Source organism: Metaplanococcus flavidus (assembly GCF_042675885.1).
Classification (GTDB): Bacteria; Bacillota; Bacilli; order Bacillales_A; family Planococcaceae; genus Planococcus; species Planococcus flavidus.
Genome location: NZ_JBHTKI010000006.1, coordinates 105,739 through 125,812, shown reverse-complemented (window position 1 = coordinate 125,812; position 20,074 = coordinate 105,739). Strand labels below are relative to the sequence as shown.

Sequence of the window (20,074 nt, the reverse complement as noted above, 5' to 3'; positions counted from 1 at the left end):
CTTTTAGTGCTCAATTATTGCTTTTCACCGAAGTTTCCCAGTGCAAGCCCCTGAATGGATGCGTTTCTCGGACGGAAAGCCGTTCGACCGGCTGATTTTATTTCTATGAGCGGATTTACGGGTTCTATGAGCGCTCTTTGGATTCTATGAGCGGTCCACTTCATTCTATGAGCGCTTATTCGATTCTATGAGCGCTTATTCGATTCTATGAGCGGAAATCGCCATTCTATGATCATTCACTCAATATTTCAGCATCATTGAGTGAGTATTTGCTATGTCTCCTGCTCCCATCTTTCGAAATGAAATTCTGAGATAGTAGCCGCTTCACGATATGCCGATTGTTTATTTTCAGGAACTTCCGAATTTCTTCATTGTTTGCCTGAAAGCCAAATAACGCGAAATAATCCTTTACCGCTTCTTCGCCTGCGTTTGCGGATATTTGCCCGCACGTTGCACATTGCCATCGGCGCTGAAGGCGGGAAACATTAAAAGTTTTGCACGCCTCACAATAAATTCCCACTTCAAAAAGATTCGGATCTAAGGAATATTGAACTGAAATCGGTTTTTGAATAAATGGGGTGAGCTGGCTTTCAATTGTTTTTCTATATTTTTGAAGAGTTTGTTTACTGAGTTGGGGACCCGTGGGAATTTCGTTGATCGTTTTAAACAGAAATTCTATCATGTGGTGGTGTCTGCAGGTGCGAATGGTGTGGGGAAGCGAACAGAGTTCGGCTTGCAAAGCTGTGAATACGAGAAGACCATCTACTCGCATGCGAATCTTATTTTCTTCGAACCAGGTTTTTAAAAAGCGTATATGTTTTTCAACTTGAACAGCCGGATTGTCCATAACAGTCTTGATTCCATTTGAATCCCGTCGGTAAAATTCTCCGGTCGAATTTTCAAAATGCAGCTCGCCGCTTATGTTTTTCGATTCGAGAATGATAGCAGCTTTTTGCGTCAATAGCAGACCGTCAATCTGCACTGGCCAATTGCCCAGAGTCAGACTTGTATTCCAAAGAATTTCAAACGGTTCGGATGAATAAAATTCCACAAACTTTCTTTGAAGCCTCTTTTCTCCCCGGATACCGGCTTCGGCCTTGAATAATTCCCTTTCCAGAAACTCCCGATCCGGTGAATTCTCTTTCATTCTGTTAATAGCTCTATTTAACATATCAGCTTTTGTCAGTGTCATGTCTCTCCCCTTTCTTCTTAATCGGATTATAACATTCACTCGCTTGAATAAATGCTTTATTTTTCCTCTAATCATTACTTTTGACCACCTTCAGCTGGTGCGGATTTCTATGAGCGGATTTATGGGTTCTATGAGCGCTCTTTGGATTCTATGAGCGGTCCGCTTCATTCTATGAGCGCTTATTCGATTCTATGAGCGGAAATCGCCATTCTATGATCACTCAGCCGTTTTTCACGAATAAAATCAAAAAAACCCAGCCATTTCGGCTGGGTTTGCGATTTTTATTCGAATGTAATTTTCGCTACTGTGTCTTTGTCCAATTTCTTGATGACTTCGACGATCAGTTTTACTGCGTTTTCGTAATCGTCGCGGTGAAGGATTCCGGCATGTGAGTGGATATAGCGGGTCGCCACGCCAATCGCAAGTGCTGGAACACCGTTAGCAGTCAGGTGAATTGCGCCGGCATCCGTTCCGCCGCCTGCAATTGTCTCGAACTGGTAAGGGATGCCCGATTCTTCAGCTGTATCCACAACAAGTTCGCGCAATCCGCGATGGGAAACCATTGAAGCGTCGAAAAGAAGGATCTGTGGTCCGTCGCCCATTTTACTGTTGGATTCTTGAGCCGTGATGCCCGGTGTATCGCCGGCGATGCCCACATCCACTGCAAATCCGATGTCCGGCTGGATTTTCGCTGCAGCGGTTTTTGCTCCGCGCAGTCCAACTTCTTCCTGTACAGTCCCTACGCCGTAAACGACATTCGGGTGGTCCTGGCCTTTGAGGCCTTTCAACACGTCGATTGCAATGGCGCATCCGATGCGGTTATCCCAAGCTTTCGCCAACAGGAATTTTTCATTGTTCATGACATTGAATTCGAAATAAGGCGTCACCATATCGCCTGGTGCGATGCCCCATTCCTTCACTTCGTCACGTGAAGACGCGCCGATATCGATGAACATGTCTTTGATTTCAACCGGCTTTTTACGTGCTTCCGGTGACAGGATATGCGGCGGTTTCGAACCGATTACGCCAATTACTTCCTTGCCGCTGCGTGTTGTGATCGTAACGCGCTGTGCCAGCATTACCTGATTCCACCAGCCGCCAACTGTCTGGAATTTCAAAAATCCTTTGTCGTCGATCTGAGAAATCATGAAGCCCACTTCATCCAGGTGGCCGGCAACCATGACTTTCGGTCCGTCAGCTTTCCCTTCTTTTTTCGCGATCAGGCTTCCCAGTCCGTCCGTTTCGACTGAATCCGCAAAAGGTGATATGTATTTCTTCATGACTTCACGCGCTTGGCGTTCGTTGCCCGGTATGCCGTTAGCATCCGTTAAGTCTTTCAGCATTTGTAACGTTTCATCTAATTTTACCATTTATTTCGACCTCCTAAATAGTCTCACTTCTTCATTATAAATGAACATGCGCATATATTCAAAAAATTCATCAAAAAGATTAATACCCATCCTTTTGGCGGTCATAGTTTTTCTGATTTTTTGCAAGATACGCTTCCATCACATCGTCGTACGTGAATCCCAAAATCTCGGCAATCGCACCGTAACAGCTCCACACAGTCTGGTATGCGGACATGGAATGCTGCTCCATAAATTTCAGGATGCTGCTATTGGTCTTGAGGAACAACGTGGTCAGATCATTATCATTCAACGGCTTCGGCCAGTCCTTCAGCATATTCAAGTCCCGATCGATACCCAGTGACAACAGGAAATGAATTGAATCCACATATTCCTCGAGAATGACTTCCCGGTCAGATGGCCCTTTCGAACTCCAAAATTTAAACGTCCGGGTTTCATTCGCCAATTCGGCTAGCTCGACAATCAGCGCCAGTCCTTTTTTATCGAACAAGTCACCGTTCACCTCATTATTTGTTTGTATGTATCGGTCCAATTCTTCCTGCATGGTGAATAATTTCTCTAAATTCATGTAAATCCTCCTTTATTTCAATAAATCTTGAAACCATATATCTTCATGTCCGTATTATACATGACCACTACTTTTTTAAGGGGGTATTTTGCATGGCCATCATTATCCGATTTCTTGTGATTGCATTAATCATCTATTTGTTTTACAAGTTACTGCGCTATGTATTCGACCCGAAAAGAAAATTTGATGCGGCAGTCGAAAATAAATCCTATTATTTTTATGACGATGTCCAAAATGTCCGTAAAAATTTCTTCATTACGCTGCGCGGCGTGGTTTTTGAAGGGGAAAAATACCTTGGCACCACAGATGACGCATTTGAAGTGGTTTCAATATTCGTCTGGGCAGAAGATCCGGACAGCCTCCAGGGCTTCACAAAAGAGGATTTCCACTTTCTCGAAAAGGAAATCCATATGAATTACCCGAATGCCGACATCAATTGGAAAAATCCGATTGAACAATTAATGACAAGCTGAACAGAATTATTGCAGACCGAATTCAGTATAAATCCAGACAAGCAGTGCCGCCTGCAGCATCGCCAGCACGAGGAAACCGATGCGGAAGTTCGTGTGCTTCGTTTTGTGGCGGAATGCCATCATGCCGATATAGGCCCCAATTCCGCCGCCGAACAGCGCTACACGCCAAAGATTCTTTTCAGGGATGCGCTGGCCTCTCTGCTGCGCCTGCCGTTTGTCGATTTTCATCATAGCGACAGCCATGATTGATAAAATTGCAAGATACGCTGAAACTATCAAAAACATTTGATTTCCTCCAATAAAAAAGACTGGCGAATGATCGCCAGTCTTTTTTGCATTTAACTTATTTGTTCAAAGCTTTTTTAGCCTGATCAGCAAGTGCTGTGAAAGCTACTGCATCAGATACAGCGATTTCAGCAAGCATTTTGCGGTTGATGTCGATACCGGCAACTTTCAATCCGTTCATTAGACGGCTGTAAGAGATATCGTTCAAACGAGCTGCTGCGTTGATACGAGTGATCCACAGTCTGCGGAAATCACGTTTTTTGTTGCGACGGTCACGGTAAGCATAGTTACCTGACTTCATCACCTGTTGGTTTGCTACTTTGAAAAGGATGTGCTTTGCACCATAATAACCTTTTGCTAATTTAATGACCTTTTTACGACGCTGGCGCGTCACTGTTCCACCTTTTACGCGTGGCATATCACATTACCTCCTGCTTGAATATAAATAATTCGATTTTTTGTTCGGTTTTATTTCATGTTATAAATTAGTGATTTAATGCGTTTCAAATCTCCAGCTGATACAAGCTTCCCTTTACGGAGTTTACGCTTTTGCTTAGTCGATTTGTTTGCAAATAAATGGCTTGTGTGTGAACGATTGCGTCTTACTTTACCTGTTCCAGTTTTCTTGAAACGTTTTGACGCACCGCTATGGCTTTTCATTTTCGGCATTTCGAGTTCCTCCTAAACAATTGTACTGTTATTCTTTTTCGTTGATTGGAGCCAGCATCAAGAACATGCTGCGTCCGTCCATTTTAGGGCGCTGTTCAACCGTGGCAACATCTTTGCACGCTTCAGCGAAACGTTCAAGGACACGTTGTCCGATTTCTTTGTGCGTAATCGCACGGCCTTTAAAACGGATTGAAGCTTTAACTTTGTCGCCTTTTTCAAGGAACTTGATTGCGTTCCGAAGCTTTGTGTTAAAGTCATGATCGTCGATTCCAGGGCTCAAACGAACCTCTTTCACTACGATGACTTTCTGATTCTTACGAATCTCACGTTCCTTCTTCTGCTGTTCGAACTTGAACTTACCATGGTCCATGATGCGGGCAACCGGCGGCTTAGCTTGAGGAGCCACAAGAACCAGATCCAAGTTGACACGGCCTGCAATTTCTAGGGCTTCGGTGCGCGTTTTAATGCCGAGCTGTTCACCGTTCTGATCAATAACCCGTAATTCCCGTGCACGAATGCCTTCGTTTACATTACTGTCTTTGCTAATAATAATCCACCTCCGGATAGTGTTGCGAATAGCTTAAAATGCGAAACCGACCATGTCGGCTTACAGGTTCCGATCCAAAGAAAAAGCGGATGGGCCTCGTTCGGCCCACCCGCAATTTATGACAGCACGCCGCAGCGTGAAAAAGTCAAATCGTGTCTACCTGCCAACAAATGGTCGATCAGGTGAGAAGCGGGTGCTCCTGCTTGCACATATAAGTATTCTATAACCTTATTCATAGTATCACGCACACTGACCCGTGTCAACAACCTTCTCTAAGTAAGTTGAAGTATTAAGTCACTGTAATCGATATTCCGCAAAACAGCTTCGAAGGCATTAGCCGACGCCTGTGCGAGGATAATGCCTTTGCGACGAAGTGCATAGCACTGCAGGAGCACGATTATTATTTGTGCTCCTGCATCGCTACGCTGCTTCGTCGCAAAGAGTTGCCCTCGCAGGCTTCGTTCAACTCTTTGCTGTTTTGCTTCATATCTTTAGAAATTTCTATAGCGCCGGCGCGCCTATGGACTGAGCGAAGCAATAAGACGAGTGGTCTTCTCGGCTTATGGTGGGAGCCTTGTCCAAAGCGCCGAAGCGTTACATATGGTATTCCCCTAGTTTAAACTTATCGAAGTTCTCCCTGGATCATCGACAGGAAGTCATCGAACGGCATGCTTTCGGATTTCTGTTCGCCGTATTTGCGGACGTTTACAGAACCGTCTTCCATTTCCTTATCTCCAAGAACCAGCATATAAGGAACTTTTTGCATTTGAGCTTCACGAATCTTATAGCCGAGCTTTTCATCGCGCTCGTCTATATCGATACGCAATTTATGCGCCTGCAATTTTTCCTGGATCTCTTTCGCGTAATCGCTGTGAACATCGAGTGAAACCGGAATAACTTCCACCTGAACCGGTGCCAGCCAAGTCGGAAAGGCGCCTTTGTATTCTTCGATCAGGAAAGCCACAAAACGTTCCATCGTTGAAACGACTCCGCGGTGGATGACAACCGGGCGATGCTGCTTGCCGTCTTCTCCAATATAGGAAAGGTCGAAACGTTCCGGCAACAGGAAATCAAGCTGCACTGTGGAAAGAGTCTCTTCTTTACCGAGCGCCGTTTTCACCTGGACATCCAGTTTCGGGCCATAAAATGCCGCTTCTCCTTCAGCTTCCACGTAATCCAAGCCCATTTCGTCCATCGCTTCTTTCAGCATGGATTGAGCGCGCTCCCACATTGCATCGTCATCAAAGTATTTCTCTTTATCTTCCGGATCGCGGTACGATACGCGGAATGAATAATCTTTGATGTCGAAATCCTTATAAACTTCCACTACCAAATTGACGACGCGTTTGAATTCTTCCTTGATCTGATCCGGACGGACAAATAGATGCGCATCGTTCAGCGTCATGCCGCGGACACGCTGCAAGCCGGAAAGAGCGCCTGACATTTCATAACGGTGCATCGTGCCAAGTTCCGCGATGCGGACCGGCATCTGGCGATAGGAATGGATGCCTTGCTTGAAAATCATCATATGGTGCGGGCAGTTCATCGGACGCAGCACGAGGTCTTCATTGTCCATTTTCATGACCGGGAACATATCTTCCTGGTAATGGTCCCAGTGGCCGCTAGTTTTATAAAGTTCAACACTGCCAAGAACCGGCGTATAGACATGATCGTAGCCCAGACGCTCTTCTTTATCGACGATATAGCGCTCGATGATGCGACGGATTGTCGCGCCTTTCGGCAACCACATCGGCAACCCCTGCCCAACTTTCTGGGAGTTCATGAACAAGTCCAGTTCCTTGCCGATTTTGCGGTGGTCGCGCTCTTTCGCTTCTTCCAGCATTTCAAGATGCGCTTTCAGGTCTTCTTTTTTGAAAAATGCAGTGCCGTAGATGCGCTGCAGCATTTTATTGTCGCTGTTGCCTCTCCAATATGCACCAGCTACGCTGAGCAATTTGAATTCCTTTAGTTTGCCAGTCGCCGGAACATGGATTCCGCGGCACAAATCGAAAAAGTCGCCTTGCTCATAGATGGACACCTGATCATCTTCCGCAATCGCTTCGAGCAATTCCACTTTATACGGATCTTCAATCGCCGCAAAACGTTCCTGCGCTTCAGCACGCGTTACATCATGGCGCACGATTTCCAGATTTTCACCAATGATTTTTTTCATTTCCTTCTCGATTTTCGGAAGATCTTCCGCAGTAATGGCTGAATCAGTATCGATATCATAATAAAAACCGTTTTCAATTACCGGGCCGACGCCAAGTTTGGCATCCGGGTAAAGACGTTTGACTGCTTGTGCCAGTAAATGTGCTGTGCTGTGGCGCAGAATTTCCAAAGCTTCATCAGACTCTGCAGTGATGATGGCAATTTCTCCGTCTTCCTTCAGTGGTGCTTTCAAATCCACAAGGCGGTCGCCAAGTTTACCGGCAAGCGCTTTTTTGCGCAAGCCCGGGCTGATGGACCCTGCCACGTCTTCAGTTGTAGTTCCCCGTTCGAATTCCTTAACTGCCCCATCCGGGAATTTTAAATTGATCATGTCTGACATAGCAATCTCTCCTTTTTTCTTCATTCTTTTCGGTGTCCAGACTCCAGCGGCCCAGCTCTTCGGGTCATAAGCCACTCTGGCTGTGCGGCTGAAAAAACGCCGCTTCGCCAGATCGTCTTATGCCTTTCAGAGCTTAACGGGCGCTGTCGCATTTCAACGCAAAAAAGCCCCATCCCAAAGGGACGAAGCTCAGTTCGTGGTTCCACCCTTCTTCTGCTCCGATCAGAAAAACTGAACGGAACGAAGCTCTGCATCGGCTAACGGGCCGGTTGCCGGCAGCTGCTACTGAAAGTTCACAACTGCTGCTCGGAGGCGGTAAATGGATTGCCGTTTCTTAAGAAGCTCTCAGCCTGGGCTTCTCTCTCTGGAAGGCGTTCAATCCATTATTGTCCTCGTCAGTGCATTTAAAATCATATTTCGATTAGATTCACTATAAACCGAAAACATTTAAAATGCAATCTCTGTCAAATAAATGCATTTAAAAATGATTTGTTTGCTTGCTTTAATTGCGCCGATTGCGGCCGTCGAGTTTCACCGGCTCCGTCAATGCACGGATTCGTTCCATGACACGCGCCGCTTTTAAATCCTCTTTTTCACCGCGCTGTGAATACGTCAGGTGATGCTGAAGTTCAGTATAACTGAAGTTCGAGGTCATGAACGTCGGCAATTTTTCCGCCATGCGGTAATGAAGTATGGTGCCGAGCACTTCGTCGCGGGTCCAGCTCGACATCGCCTCAGCACCGATATCATCCAGCATCAGAACATCAGCTTTTTTAACATAGTCGACTTTTTCCTGAAGCGTCTGGTCGCCGATTGCCTGTTTCATTTCGCGCATGAATTCCGGAACGAAGACCAGAACGGATTTGACGTTCATCTCTGCCAGTTCATTCGCCACAGCACTCAATAAATAAGATTTGCCGATGCCGAATTTACCGTACAGAAACAGGCCTTTATCCGGAAGATCGTCCGGTCCCGTCGCCTGATCCAGGAAATTGCCGACGGCACGGAATGCTTCCATGCGGCTGTCGTCAAGTTCAAAGCCTGAAAGTGTTGCCTGCATGACCTCTTTCGGCATATACATGCTGTGGATCAGCGAGCTTGCACGGCGTTTATTGTCATAGGCATTTTTGGACTTGCATGCGGTATAGGCGATACCAATTGTATTACGCTCCAACACCAGGTTCGGTTCGAAGCCTTTCAGATGATTGATGCAGCCTTCAAGGCTCGGGCATTTATTGCAATCATGAGATTGGTCGATATACTCGTACAATTTATGCATGCCCCGGTCGACGGTGCTTTTATCGATTTCCTCGGCATGGTCTTCAAGAAATTTCTGGACGCCCGGATTTTCAAGCACCTCCTTGCGCATATCGTTATAGCGTTCGGAAAAAGCGGGTGCATTGACAACGCGTTTTAAGGTTTCCCGAATCGGTTCCATTTAATCACCCTTCCCTTTTCTCAAAGCAAGTTTTGCCAGGAGTTTTTGTTTCTCGACTTCCAGGCTTTCGTTTTTGGGAGAATCGGCTCCCTGCGGTTCATCCTTCGTATAGAACCATTCCGGCAATTTTTCCTCGCGGACAGGTTTTCCACCGGAGCGCGCTGATGATTTTGAAGCAGCGGACGGCGAACCTTCCGATTTCCATTTCATGTACTGAGCGTGTTCTGTACGCGCCAATTCCATTGCTTCGGCTGCAGTGGAAACATTTTTGCGGATCCAATGGGAAGCGATTTTTTCGACATAACTTTTCGTCAATTTCATATCCGTCCGCAGCAGCACATACTGAAGCAGGACGTTTACCACAGCCGGCTCCATTCCGTGATGCACCACCAGATTATTGGCAAGCTGGACATCTGCCGACAACGGCTCTTTGCCTCCTGCGATATCCCGGAGGACTTCAATGGGTGACGCCGATTCGAGATAGACGACCAATTCATCCTGCCTTGTTTTCGGTTCCTCTTTCGGTTCCGGAGCTTTCGCAAGGACCGGTTCCAATTTCGGTGCAGTGGTGGACACCGTCATTTTATAGTACTCGGAAGCCGACTTTTTAATTCCTTCTATAGTAAGACGATAATCATCATCAATGGCCAGGAGGATCACTTTCTGCATTTCGAGTGGTCCCCAACCATAGAGAAACGCCAGTTTACAGATGGTGTCCTTGATCGATGCGGTCAGCACGCGTTTCGGGACCAGCTGCTCGGAAAGTCCCTGATGCAGCAGACTGAAGTCGAAATCGTATTCCGCTTTATAGCCTGTTCTGCTGCGCTGCTGCATTTTTTGCGAGTCCTGCGGATAACCGGCTTTGGCATGCACCGGCTGGAAAATATCCGTAAAAATCCGCGTCACTTCTTCGAAAGATTCCATGGCTTCTGCCGGCATGATGAACCGGTCGCGAATTCGGCGATAGGCGATATCACCGATTTTGCTGAACAGGAACATCGACAGCAGAGGATCAGCGAAAAAATCTTTCGGGTCAAGCGGCGGGCATAATTCATACAGGAACGTCCGGGATTCAGTTCCCTTCCGGTATGTCTTTATCAGACCGATCGCTTCCAACTGGATGCGCGATTCAAAAACTTTCGAAATCGGCATGCCCAGCGTATTCATCAATGAATAATGCGGCGTTTCTGCACGCAATGCTTCCCCTTCCGCCCAAAGCGTAAGGTAAAGCGACACGGCTTCTGCGCCGATCATCGGCTGGTAAAGCAGTGTCAGCAATTGGCGGTCATAATCGGAAAATGGATAAGGCAACCGGATCTTAAATGCATCAGCCGGCTGCAATTCCTTATAGAATGCAGTCATATGTCACCGCCTTATTCGGATATCTTGTCATCCGGATTCTTATTCAATAAATCCTTCAGCTCATCTATAAATACGTTGATGTCTTTGAACTGGCGATAGACGGAAGCAAAACGGACATATGCCACTTCATCAATTGCCGCCAGCCTGTCCATCACCATTTCGCCGACCTGTTCGGATTTTACTTCGGCGTTGCCGATTCTGCGCAGATCTTTTTCGATATTGAAGACCAGTTCTTCAAGTTTTTCAAGTGGTACCGGACGCTTTTCACAGGCACGGATCAAGCCGCGCAATACTTTTTCACGGCTGAACTCTTCGCGTGAACCATCTTTTTTCACGACAATCAGCGGCATCTCTTCCACTTTCTCGAAAGTGGTGAAACGATAGCCGCATTCTTCACATTCCCGTCTTCTCCTGATCGATTTCAATTCATCTACTGGCCGCGAATCCACAACGCGGGTACCATTATGCTGACAAGCCGGACATTTCATTTTGACATCTCCCCAAATTCTCTTTCTGTTGCTATAAGTATAACAAAATTTCAGCGTTTATAATATTTCATTTTTGAAACTGAATAAAAGTACAGAAGAACTAGCTTATATATGACGCTTCGTCGCTTTGGACTAAGCTCCCGCAATAAGCCGAGAAGAACACTCGTCTTTTGCTCCGTCGGCATTCGCCTGCTCCGGCGGCGCTCCTTCGCTGGGGGCCACTTCTAGATATAAAGAAGCAATAAAGAATCCTTTGGGATCTAGTGGAGTACTGAACCACACTCGGGCATAGGCCCGAGTTAGCTTTGCGTTTAATCGAAGCATCGATGCAGGATATATCTTTACTCTGCGTTGCCTTCCGCTGTTACATTATAATGGGTTCTCTAGAGATATGGAGCAAAACAGCGAAGACGCCCAGGGGAGCAGGCGAATGCCGACGAAGTGCTGAGATCCACTTGGGCGAAGTGAAACGAGACCGAGTTAGCTCAGCGCGAGCCAAGAGTTGGCCGAAGGGAGTTCGGCCGAGTCTTTGCGACGAAGCTAGCGCAGCGATGCAGAGACAGGAGCACGGGTTTTGGCAAGCGAAGCTGTTTTGCGGAATATCGATTGCTAAAGATTTTCTTTCTACTTTACTATGTACACAAATAGAAAAAGCAGAGGATCAGCTCCCCTGCTTTAATGTTATGGTTTCATGGATTATGCAGTTACTGTAACTTTGGTTTTTCCAGCACCGACTGGACCCATTCCACGTTGCAATTCTTTAACTTCGCTCGATTGTGAGCCAAGTGCCAGAGCGATGTAATCCGCTGCAATTGTCGGATCCATGTCACCGCAAGTGTATACATCTACACTCGCATAACCGTGTTCAGGAAAGCTGTGGATTGTCAGGTGTGATTCAGAAATAATTACTACGCCGCTTACGCCTTGTGGCGCAAATTTGTGAAAAGCGACCTCGCGGACTTCTGCCCCTGATTTGAGTGCTGCATCAACAAAAGTTTTTTCGATAAAATCCATATCGTTTAATTTGTCAAAATCACACTGCCAAAGTTCTGCAATTACGTGACGTCCCATTGTTTCCATGGTTCGTTTCCCCCTTTGATATCATTTTGGTTTCGCGCTCAAAATATTCAAAGTTGACTACCACGGGGGAAAGTTAGTCCAAAGAGGTCCTAACCCTTTAAGCAGTCATGTGAATAAAAATTCTTCGTTCCGATCCCTCATTGAGCTTTGGAATCGTTATGAAAAAAGTAGCCCGTTTTCAGCTACGAATCATAGTATATGATGTATTCCGTGGAAAAGCAACAAATAAATCTGATATAAATATCTTTTATTTCATGGATTTTTCTTACAATTAAGAAAATCGACAGCGCCCGTTAAGCTCTGTAAGGAAAGAGGTGGACCAAATTACATTTGGTCCACCTCTTTGCGACGAAGCTAGCGAAGCGATGCAGGAGCAATAAGGTTTTTACGATTTGGCGAAGCGGCGTCTTTTCAGCCGCACAGTCCCGAAAAGCGGAAACGGCCGTTCAGCTCCGAAAGGCTTAAGATGAACTTCCGAAGTGGCGCTCTTTGCCGCAGAGGAAGGACAGCTTAAGTCCGAGGAGTTGGCCGTTGGAGTCTGGACACAAAGTGGCTTATGACCTGAAGAGCTGGGCCGCTGGAGTCTGGACAGAGAAAAGCGACAGCGCCCGCTTTCATATATTAAATACCCCTATACACTCTTAAACAGAAAAAAACCACTTCTCCATAATAATAGGAAAAGTGGTTTTCGTTCTTAATTTGCACTCATTGCTGAAGCGACCTTTTTTGTCAGGTCGATAACGCGGGCTGAATAGCCCCACTCATTGTCATACCATGCCAGCACTTTGACTTTCCGGTTTGCAATTACCATGGTAGTCAGACCGTCGACAATGGCAGAGTCCGTTGTCGTATTAAAATCTATTGAAACCAAAGGTTCCATCGTTAAGCTCAAGATTCCTTTCAACGGCCCGTTTGAAGCATTAATGAATGCTTCATTGACTTCTTCAACCGTCACATCTCTATTCAGATCGACCACCAGGTCTACCAACGAGACGTTCGGAGTTGGAACACGCAACGCCATCCCATGCATTTTTCCTTCCAGATCAGGCAAAACCTGTGACAGCGCTTTCGCAGCACCCGTCGAAGTTGGAATGATCGACTGGGCACACGAACGGGCACGTCGCAGATCCTTGTGCGGGTTATCCAGATTTTTTTGGTCGTTTGTGTAAGCGTGAACAGTCGTCATCAAACCGTTGTCGATTCCAAACGAATCGTTGAGGACTTTTGCAACAGGCGCGAGACAATTTGTCGTGCAGCTGGCGTTCGAAATGACATCGTGTTTTGCAATATCCAGTTGATCTTCGTTAACACCCATTACAATCATGATGTCTTCATTTTTACCAGGAGCAGTCAAAATAACCTTTTTTGCACCGGCTTCAAGATGAAGAGCAGCTTTATCGCGCGAATTGAATTTACCCGTAGCTTCGATGACAATATCAATGCCCATCTTTTTCCATGGGAGTTTCAGTGGGTCGCGTTCGCTGACCAGTTGAACACGTTTCCCATTAACAATTAAAGCTCCTTCTTCAGCTCTTACTTCGGCGTCAAAGATGCCGTGATTTGAGTCATACTTTATCAAATGAGCCAAGGTTTCAGCAGGATAGCTGGCATTTACCGCTGAAATCGTTACGTCATCCATCAGGATGGCCTGTCTGAACACCATGCGGCCAATACGGCCAAATCCATTAATTGCAATAGACACTGTCATTTAAAAGTCCTCCATTAATTAAGTTATACTTATTTTTTAATCCGTTATATAGTATAACACATTATGTCGATTACAGAACCTCAAAAGCGGATGAATATTTCATTTTTGTGAACTTTCACTGCCACTGTTCCAGGATTCTGTCCAATTGAAGAGCGGTTTCTTCAACCGTGCCATTATTATAAATTACCGCGTCAGCTCCTTCTTCTTTGACGGACATGGGCAGCTGCGAGCTGATCCGGGCTCTGGCGTCCTTTTCACTCAACCCGTTCCGCTCCATCAGGCGGGCAAGCTGGTTTTCTTCGGTTACACTGACGACAAGGATCCTATCGACAAAATGCTGTAATTTGCTTTCGAACAGCAACGGTATATCCATAACGATTGTCCGGAATCCTTCAGTAAGATATTCGTTCCGTTTTCTCAGCATTTCTTCACGGATTGCCGGATGGATGATATCGTTCAATTGCTTTCTCCTTGCAGGATCTGAAAAGATGAGTGCTCCAACTTTTTCACGATCCATCGAGCCATCCGTTCTGATCACTTCCGGACCGAATAAAGCTTCAATTTTTTTCAGTGTTTCCGATCCGGGTTCGACCACTTGCCGCGCGACCATGTCCGCATCAATTATCGGATAACCCAATGCTTCCAGCATTTTTGAAACTGTGCTTTTCCCGCTGGCTATACTTCCTGTCAATCCAATAATCATCATCAGCCCTCATTTTTGGCATGCCGGGCAGTATACAGATGTGCGCCCCCCGATTTTCAGGGTTTTGGTCACAGTGCCGCAAGCCATGCATTGTTTTTTTCCATATATGGCGAAGCGGTTTTGCATGCCCCCTGATTCGCCGTTGACGTTCCGGTAATCAGAAATGGTGCTGCCTCCTGCTTCGATGCTTTCGAGTAAAATTTCGACGATTGCTTCAAATAATTCAATTCTGCGTTTTCTGCTGATACGCCGCACAGATCTGTTCGGGTGGATTTTCATCCGGAAAAGGGCTTCCGTCGCATAAATATTGCCTGCTCCGGAAATCACCTGACCGTCCATTATCACTTCTTTAATCGGTTTATTGCGGTATTTGGCGGAATCGGCCATGTCCAGAAAATGCTGCATTGCCCCTTCTGCAAACGGTTCCGGAGCCATCAGCAGGAGCGGTGGATAATCGCCTTCATGGAGCAGCACGCGCATTTCACCGAAACGCCGTATATCTGAATAAGCGAGAAGATTGCCATCACTCAAAGTCAGAACCACATGGACATGCCTGCGGAACTTCTCTTCCGGAATCGACAGCAGGCTGTCGACGTAAAACCATGCACCTGACATTCCCAGGTGGTTGACGAGCAGAAATTCAACATCTTTTCTTAATCCAAAATAAATATATTTGCTGCGGCGTTCCACGCTGACAATCTGAGAGCCTTTGACCCGGTCAATAAAACTGTCAGCTTCAATCTTTTTCAGGATCGCTTCACGGCCGCCGGTCTTGGACAGCCGGATGGTATCGGAAACGAATACATCCTCGATCCTTTTGCCGATGGCAACAGGCCGTATCTGCCGCACCACTCCTTCGACTTCAGGAAGTTCAGGCATCTTATCGGCCTCCAATCATTTTGTTTCATACCAGGTGTCGCCATGTGCGATATCGACTTTCAATGGAACATTCAGTGCCACAGCCGATTCCATGACTGACGGAACCAGCTCCATCAAACGGGTTAATTCGTCCTTTGGTGCTTCGAAGATCAACTCATCGTGCACCTGCAGAAGCATGTTCGCTTTCAATCCTTCACGTTCGAGTGCTTCGTCCATGTCAATCATCGCCTTCTTGATGATATCGGCCGCACTTCCCTGAATCGGTGTGTTCATCGCTGTCCGTTCTGCAAAGCTGCGAAGATTGAAATTTGAACTTGTGATGTCCGGCAAGTAACGGCGGCGGTTCATCAAAGTAGTTACAAATCCTTCTTTCTTAGCAGATGCGACGATATTTGTCATGTATTGCTGAACTCCAGGGAAGCTCTTCAAATAGCGCTCGATGAATTCCGCTGCTTCCTTGCGTGGAATATTGAGACTTTGTGAAAGACCGTAATCACTGATGCCGTAAACAATCCCGAAGTTTACCGCTTTGGCCGCACTGCGCTGTGCACCTGTCACTTCTTCCAGGGACACATGGAAAACATCTGCCGCTGTGGCAGTATGGATATCCCGGTCATCTTTGAACGCTTGGACGAGTCGTTCGTCTTCAGACATATGAGCTAGAACCCGCAATTCAATCTGGGAATAATCGGCAGCCACCATCACCCAATCAGGATGCGAAGGAACAAACGCTTTTCTGATTTTCCGCCCTTCTTCAAGGCGGACCGGAATATTCTGCAGGTTCGGGTTGGTCGAACTCAATCGGCCAGTTGTCGTCAATGCCTGCTGAAAACGTGTATGGATCTTGCCATCCTCATGAATTTCCTTCAATAAACCTTCTATATAAGTGGACAGCAGCTTGCCCAGCTGGCGGTAAAGCAGAATATGCGAAATGATTTCGTGCTGCCCTTCCAATTTTTCCAGCACATCGGCTGCTGTCGAATAGCCGGTCTTGGTTTTCTTCAACGGCGGCAATCCCAGTTTTTCAAAAAGAATGACGCCCAATTGTTTCGGTGAGTTGATATTGAATTCCTGGCCTGCCAGGCTGTAGATTTCCACTTCGATCTTCTCAAGTTTTTCGGACAATTCCTTGCCCATATCCGACAATTGGTTGCGATCCACCATGACGCCAAGCGATTCCATTTCTCCAAGCACAGTGGCCAGTGGCAATTCCAATTTATCGTACAGATCAAATTGCTGATTGTCCTCCAGCTTTTTGATGATGACGTCGCGCACTTTCCAGATGGCCCGCGCTTTTCTGGCGATATGTTCATGCAGGACAGCATCTTCTGGCACTTTCTTTTTCGCACCTTTGCCATAAACTTGTTCATTCGTCGAAACATCTGTATAGCCGTATTCCAGCACAATGTTCGCCATATCGGTATATGTCAGGGACGGATTGACGATATAGGCGCCGAGCATCAAATCGAAGTCGACTCCATCCAACTCGATTTCACAGCGCAGGAAAGCGGCAGTCGAGGCTTTGGAATCCGACATATACTTACGCTTAGCCGGATCTGCCAGCCAGGCTTTGAAAGTTTCTGATTCTTTTGCAACATCCATAGAAATGACATAGACCTCATTGTTGTCAGACAAAGCCACGCCGAGCAGATCGCATGTGTGGTAATGTTCATCATACAATTCGAGATGCACTGCCATTTCATCTTTCAGGATGGATGGGTCCACTTCCGTCACAACGGTAAATTTTAATTCTTCTTTGACTGTTTCTTCAGCCGTGTAATCCATTTTTTCCAATAACGATTTGAAAGCCAGCTCATTCCAAATCCGCACCAACTCATCCTGGTCCGGACCGGCATAGCCCAATTCCTCAAGTTTCACTTCGACAGGAGCCTTGCGCTCAATTGTCGCCAGCTTCTTGCTGATGTAGGCCAGGTCTTCATTGGCGACCAATTTTTCTTTCATCTTCCCTTTTTGCTGGTCGATTGCCTCGTAAACGCCTTCCACCGAACCATGGGCTGCCAGCAATTTGAGTGCGGTTTTTTCACCCACACCCGGAACGCCCGGAATATTATCGGAAGCATCGCCCATCAGGCCTTTCATATCGATGATCTGCAGAGGTGTTAAACCGTATTTCTCTTTGATATGGTCAACCGTATATTTTTCGATATCGGTAATCCCTTTGCGCGTGATGTAAACCGTCGTGGTAGGAGAAGCCAATTGCGTCAAATCTTTATCTCCCGAAATGACAACGACTTCGTCTCCCTGCTGCTCAGCTTCCAGGCTGAGCGTTCCGATAATGTCGTCTGCCTCGTAATTTGGCAATTCATATTGTTTAATGCGATAGGCATCGATCAGCTTCCGCAAATAAGGAAATTGCTCGGATAATTCGGGCGGCGTTTTCTGGCGTCCGCCTTTGTATTCACTGAACGTTTCATTTCGAAACGTCGTCTTCCCGGCATCAAACGCAACCATCATATGGGTGGGTTGTTCCTCTTCAAGAATTCGCTGCAGCATCATCGTAAAACCATAGACTGCATTCGTGTGGATGCCACTTTCATTTGTCAGCAGCGGAAGCGCGAAAAATGCGCGATACGCCAAACTATTACCGTCCAGTAAAAGTATTTTCTTAGCCACAAAATTACCCCTTTCAATAAAAAACCGTCATTCCCTTTATTTTACCACGCGGGCAAAAAGAAGAGAAATGACGGCTCGGTTTATTCCATTATCCCTGACAGGACACTGGCGTAAGGTGAGTCTGACGGCAGGATGATGACGGTATCATCACCGATTGTTTTCGTATAGGACTGGAGTGACCGGTACAACTGGTAAAACTCCGGGTCTTTCGAGAAGGACTCATTATAAATCCTTGCCGCTTCGGATTCCCCTTCTGCCTGGATCAATGCAGCTTCTTTGCGGGCAGTCGCGATGACTTCCTGGGCTTCCCGGTCAGCCTGTGCTTCGATTTCCTGTTTTTTCGCATCTCCCTGCGATAAATAATCCTGTGCAGTGGAGTCACGCTCTGAAATCATCCGTGTATAAACCGATTGCTCGTTTTCTTCCGGAAGGTCCGTCCGCTTCATCCGGACATCCGCCACCCGTATGCCGTATTTGTCTTTCTCGAGGAGCTCGTTGACTTTTGCTGTGACGTTGTCGTTCAAACTGCCTCTTGATGAATTCTCATCGTTGATGATTTCATCGTAATTCAATTGGCCAAGCTCTGAACGGATCACCGAGTAGATAAACTCTTCCATGCGTGATTCCGCATTGACGATCGTCACCGCATTGGTGATCAGATTGCGCGGGTCCGTGACTTGCCAAACTGCATAGTTATCGATAATAATCCGTTTTTTATCGCGTGTATTGATTTCAGCTTCCGACACATCGTAGATCATCTGGTGTTTCGGCAGCGTTGTCAGGCTTTGGATAAACGGAATTTTCATATGCAGCCCCGGGTCTTCTTTAATATCCACAACTTCTCCGAATTGGCGGACGACCCGGTACTCGCTTTCCTTGACGACATAGACATTGGTCAATACGATCAGCAATACAATAAAAGCCAGTGTCAGGGCCACAATCATTTTCCAATATTTTTTGAAGTTGATGGGATCTTTCGGCGGCTTTTGCTTCTTGGAAGGGCTGTAGGCATCAAATTTGCTGGTTTCGTTTTGCGGTTTATTCGTTTCCATTAATTGTCCCCTCCCGTTTCAGCTTCAGCCACCGGCGGCACTACTGCCTGGTTGTCTCCGAGTGGCAGATATTTCATCGTTCCGCCTTCGTCGTTCATGATGTACAGTTTCGCGTTGGGCAGGACCGATTCCAGCGTTTCCAGAATCAGGCGCTGTCTTGTAACTTCGGGGTTAGCTTCATATTCAGTGAATAATTTATCAAATACTGCAACGTCCCCAATTGCTTGTTCCACACGCGCCACTTTCTGGCCTTCGGCACGGGAATTGATCGCCGCCTTTTCACCAAGCGCTTCATTGCGTTTCTGATTTTCATACTTTCTGGCTTCGTTGATTTTCGTGTTCATCGTTTCACGTGCATCCGTAACATTCGTGAATGCCGCGCGTACTTCTTCGTTGGGCAATTCGACATCCTGCAATTTAACCGCCAACACTGAAATACCGATATCATATTTCTCGATTAATGATGCCAGCAGGTCCCGTGTATCCGCTTCTATTTCCGCTTTCCCGGAAGTCAGGGCATCATCGATCAGCGAACTGCCGATAATCGAACGGATTGATGCAGACGTGGCATCATGCAAAATATCTTCCGGATTTTCTGCATTGAAAAGATATTTCTTTGGTTCTGTGATTTTCCACTGTACAACCAGGTCGGTCAGCACAATATATTCATCGCCGGTTATCATTTTTGTTTCTTTGTCGAATGAGACGATTTCACCGTCTTCATCCTGACTGTAACCGAATTGAAGACTGAATGTTTCCTTGGATAAAGTTTCAGCCCGCTGGATCGGCCAGGGCATTTTGAAATGCAGGCCGGGTTCGACAATGGTTTCGTTGACTACACCGAATGTGATGATGACGGCCTGTTCGGATTCATCCACTGTATACCAAGATGTGAGAACAGCTACGAGAAGCAGGATCCCTGCGATGGATAACCCGATGATGGACAGTATTTTTCTGGTTGTCATATTCTTTCCCTCCAATTGAATTCTATGTATAGGTAATATACGGAAAAACTGTCGAATGGTTTCAAAAAAAAAAAAAAAAGAAGAAGGACCTCGTGGAAGGTCCTTCTCCTTTT

Annotated in this window: 19 protein-coding genes; 1 reads left to right on the top strand and 18 read right to left on the bottom strand. The window is 46.4% G+C overall.

Annotation, left to right across the window (positions count from 1 at the left end):
• Positions 1 to 232: 232 nt before the first annotated feature.
• The 3 genes from ACFQ1X_RS03210 to ACFQ1X_RS03200 form a co-directional block, all read right to left on the bottom strand.
• Positions 233 to 1,147: a nuclease-related domain-containing protein gene (locus ACFQ1X_RS03210; protein ID WP_379081434.1), complete on the bottom strand. Its 915-nt coding sequence runs from the start codon at positions 1,145 to 1,147 to the stop codon at positions 233 to 235.
• 326 nt (positions 1,148 to 1,473) lie between these two features.
• Positions 1,474 to 2,562: a M42 family metallopeptidase gene (locus ACFQ1X_RS03205; RefSeq protein ID WP_144838877.1), complete on the bottom strand. Its 1,089-nt coding sequence runs from the start codon at positions 2,560 to 2,562 to the stop codon at positions 1,474 to 1,476.
• Positions 2,563 to 2,641: 79 nt separating this feature from the next.
• Positions 2,642 to 3,127: a dUTP diphosphatase gene (locus tag ACFQ1X_RS03200; protein ID WP_144838875.1), complete on the bottom strand. Its 486-nt coding sequence runs from the start codon at positions 3,125 to 3,127 to the stop codon at positions 2,642 to 2,644.
• A 92-nt stretch (positions 3,128 to 3,219) separates the two neighbouring features.
• Here ACFQ1X_RS03200 and ACFQ1X_RS03195 point away from each other — a divergent pair, with 92 nt between their 5' ends.
• Positions 3,220 to 3,600 carry a sigma-w pathway protein ysdB gene (locus tag ACFQ1X_RS03195; protein ID WP_144838873.1) on the top strand — a complete coding sequence of 127 codons (381 nt, stop codon included), beginning with the start codon at positions 3,220 to 3,222 and terminating at the stop codon, positions 3,598 to 3,600.
• A gap of 6 nt (positions 3,601 to 3,606) precedes the next feature.
• Here ACFQ1X_RS03195 and ACFQ1X_RS03190 read toward each other — a convergent pair whose 3' ends face one another.
• The 15 genes from ACFQ1X_RS03190 to hflK all read right to left on the bottom strand — a co-directional run bounded on the left by ACFQ1X_RS03190 (position 3,607) and on the right by hflK (position 19,961).
• Positions 3,607 to 3,885: a DUF1294 domain-containing protein gene (locus tag ACFQ1X_RS03190; RefSeq protein ID WP_144838871.1), complete on the bottom strand. Its 279-nt coding sequence runs from the start codon at positions 3,883 to 3,885 to the stop codon at positions 3,607 to 3,609.
• Positions 3,886 to 3,943: 58 nt separating this feature from the next.
• A complete protein-coding gene (rplT, locus tag ACFQ1X_RS03185) occupies positions 3,944 to 4,303 on the bottom strand; it encodes a 50S ribosomal protein L20 (RefSeq protein WP_144838869.1) in 360 nt (119 codons plus the stop codon).
• Positions 4,304 to 4,353: 50 nt separating this feature from the next.
• Positions 4,354 to 4,554 carry a 50S ribosomal protein L35 gene (gene rpmI / locus ACFQ1X_RS03180; protein ID WP_144838867.1) on the bottom strand — a complete coding sequence of 67 codons (201 nt, stop codon included), beginning with the start codon at positions 4,552 to 4,554 and terminating at the stop codon, positions 4,354 to 4,356.
• A gap of 28 nt (positions 4,555 to 4,582) precedes the next feature.
• The gene (infC, locus tag ACFQ1X_RS03175) at positions 4,583 to 5,104 is read right to left on the bottom strand and encodes a translation initiation factor IF-3 (protein WP_221930622.1); all 522 of its coding nucleotides are present in this window, start codon (positions 5,102 to 5,104) and stop codon (positions 4,583 to 4,585) included.
• Positions 5,105 to 5,723: 619 nt separating this feature from the next.
• The gene (gene thrS, locus ACFQ1X_RS03170) at positions 5,724 to 7,652 is read right to left on the bottom strand and encodes a threonine--tRNA ligase (protein WP_144838865.1); all 1,929 of its coding nucleotides are present in this window, start codon (positions 7,650 to 7,652) and stop codon (positions 5,724 to 5,726) included.
• 502 nt (positions 7,653 to 8,154) lie between these two features.
• Positions 8,155 to 9,090, bottom strand: coding sequence for a primosomal protein DnaI (gene dnaI, locus ACFQ1X_RS03165; RefSeq protein ID WP_144838863.1), 936 nt, complete (start codon positions 9,088 to 9,090; stop codon positions 8,155 to 8,157).
• Positions 9,091 to 10,452: a replication initiation and membrane attachment family protein gene (locus tag ACFQ1X_RS03160; protein ID WP_144838861.1), complete on the bottom strand. Its 1,362-nt coding sequence runs from the start codon at positions 10,450 to 10,452 to the stop codon at positions 9,091 to 9,093.
• An 11-nt stretch (positions 10,453 to 10,463) separates the two neighbouring features.
• On the bottom strand, positions 10,464 to 10,940 hold the full coding sequence (nrdR, locus tag ACFQ1X_RS03155; RefSeq protein ID WP_144838859.1) for a transcriptional regulator NrdR: 477 nt from the start codon (positions 10,938 to 10,940) through the stop codon (positions 10,464 to 10,466).
• Between the two features lie 696 nt (positions 10,941 to 11,636).
• Positions 11,637 to 12,020: an adenosylmethionine decarboxylase gene (speD, locus tag ACFQ1X_RS03150; protein ID WP_144838857.1), complete on the bottom strand. Its 384-nt coding sequence runs from the start codon at positions 12,018 to 12,020 to the stop codon at positions 11,637 to 11,639.
• Between the two features lie 694 nt (positions 12,021 to 12,714).
• A complete protein-coding gene (locus tag ACFQ1X_RS03145; protein WP_144838855.1) occupies positions 12,715 to 13,728 on the bottom strand; it encodes a glyceraldehyde-3-phosphate dehydrogenase in 1,014 nt (337 codons plus the stop codon).
• A 115-nt stretch (positions 13,729 to 13,843) separates the two neighbouring features.
• Positions 13,844 to 14,431 carry a dephospho-CoA kinase gene (coaE, locus tag ACFQ1X_RS03140; RefSeq protein WP_144838853.1) on the bottom strand — a complete coding sequence of 196 codons (588 nt, stop codon included), beginning with the start codon at positions 14,429 to 14,431 and terminating at the stop codon, positions 13,844 to 13,846.
• A gap of 9 nt (positions 14,432 to 14,440) precedes the next feature.
• Complete coding sequence (gene mutM / locus ACFQ1X_RS03135) at positions 14,441 to 15,310, bottom strand: bifunctional DNA-formamidopyrimidine glycosylase/DNA-(apurinic or apyrimidinic site) lyase (RefSeq protein WP_144838851.1); 870 nt, start codon at positions 15,308 to 15,310, stop codon at positions 14,441 to 14,443.
• 15 nt (positions 15,311 to 15,325) lie between these two features.
• Positions 15,326 to 17,944: a DNA polymerase I gene (gene polA, locus ACFQ1X_RS03130; RefSeq protein WP_144838849.1), complete on the bottom strand. Its 2,619-nt coding sequence runs from the start codon at positions 17,942 to 17,944 to the stop codon at positions 15,326 to 15,328.
• Positions 17,945 to 18,024: 80 nt separating this feature from the next.
• On the bottom strand, positions 18,025 to 18,996 hold the full coding sequence (gene hflC, locus ACFQ1X_RS03125) for a protease modulator HflC (RefSeq protein ID WP_144838847.1): 972 nt from the start codon (positions 18,994 to 18,996) through the stop codon (positions 18,025 to 18,027).
• On the bottom strand, positions 18,996 to 19,961 hold the full coding sequence (gene hflK, locus ACFQ1X_RS03120) for an FtsH protease activity modulator HflK (protein WP_144838845.1): 966 nt from the start codon (positions 19,959 to 19,961) through the stop codon (positions 18,996 to 18,998). The genes hflC and hflK overlap by 1 nt, the downstream gene beginning before the upstream one ends.
• Between the last annotated feature and the right edge of the window lie 113 nt (positions 19,962 to 20,074).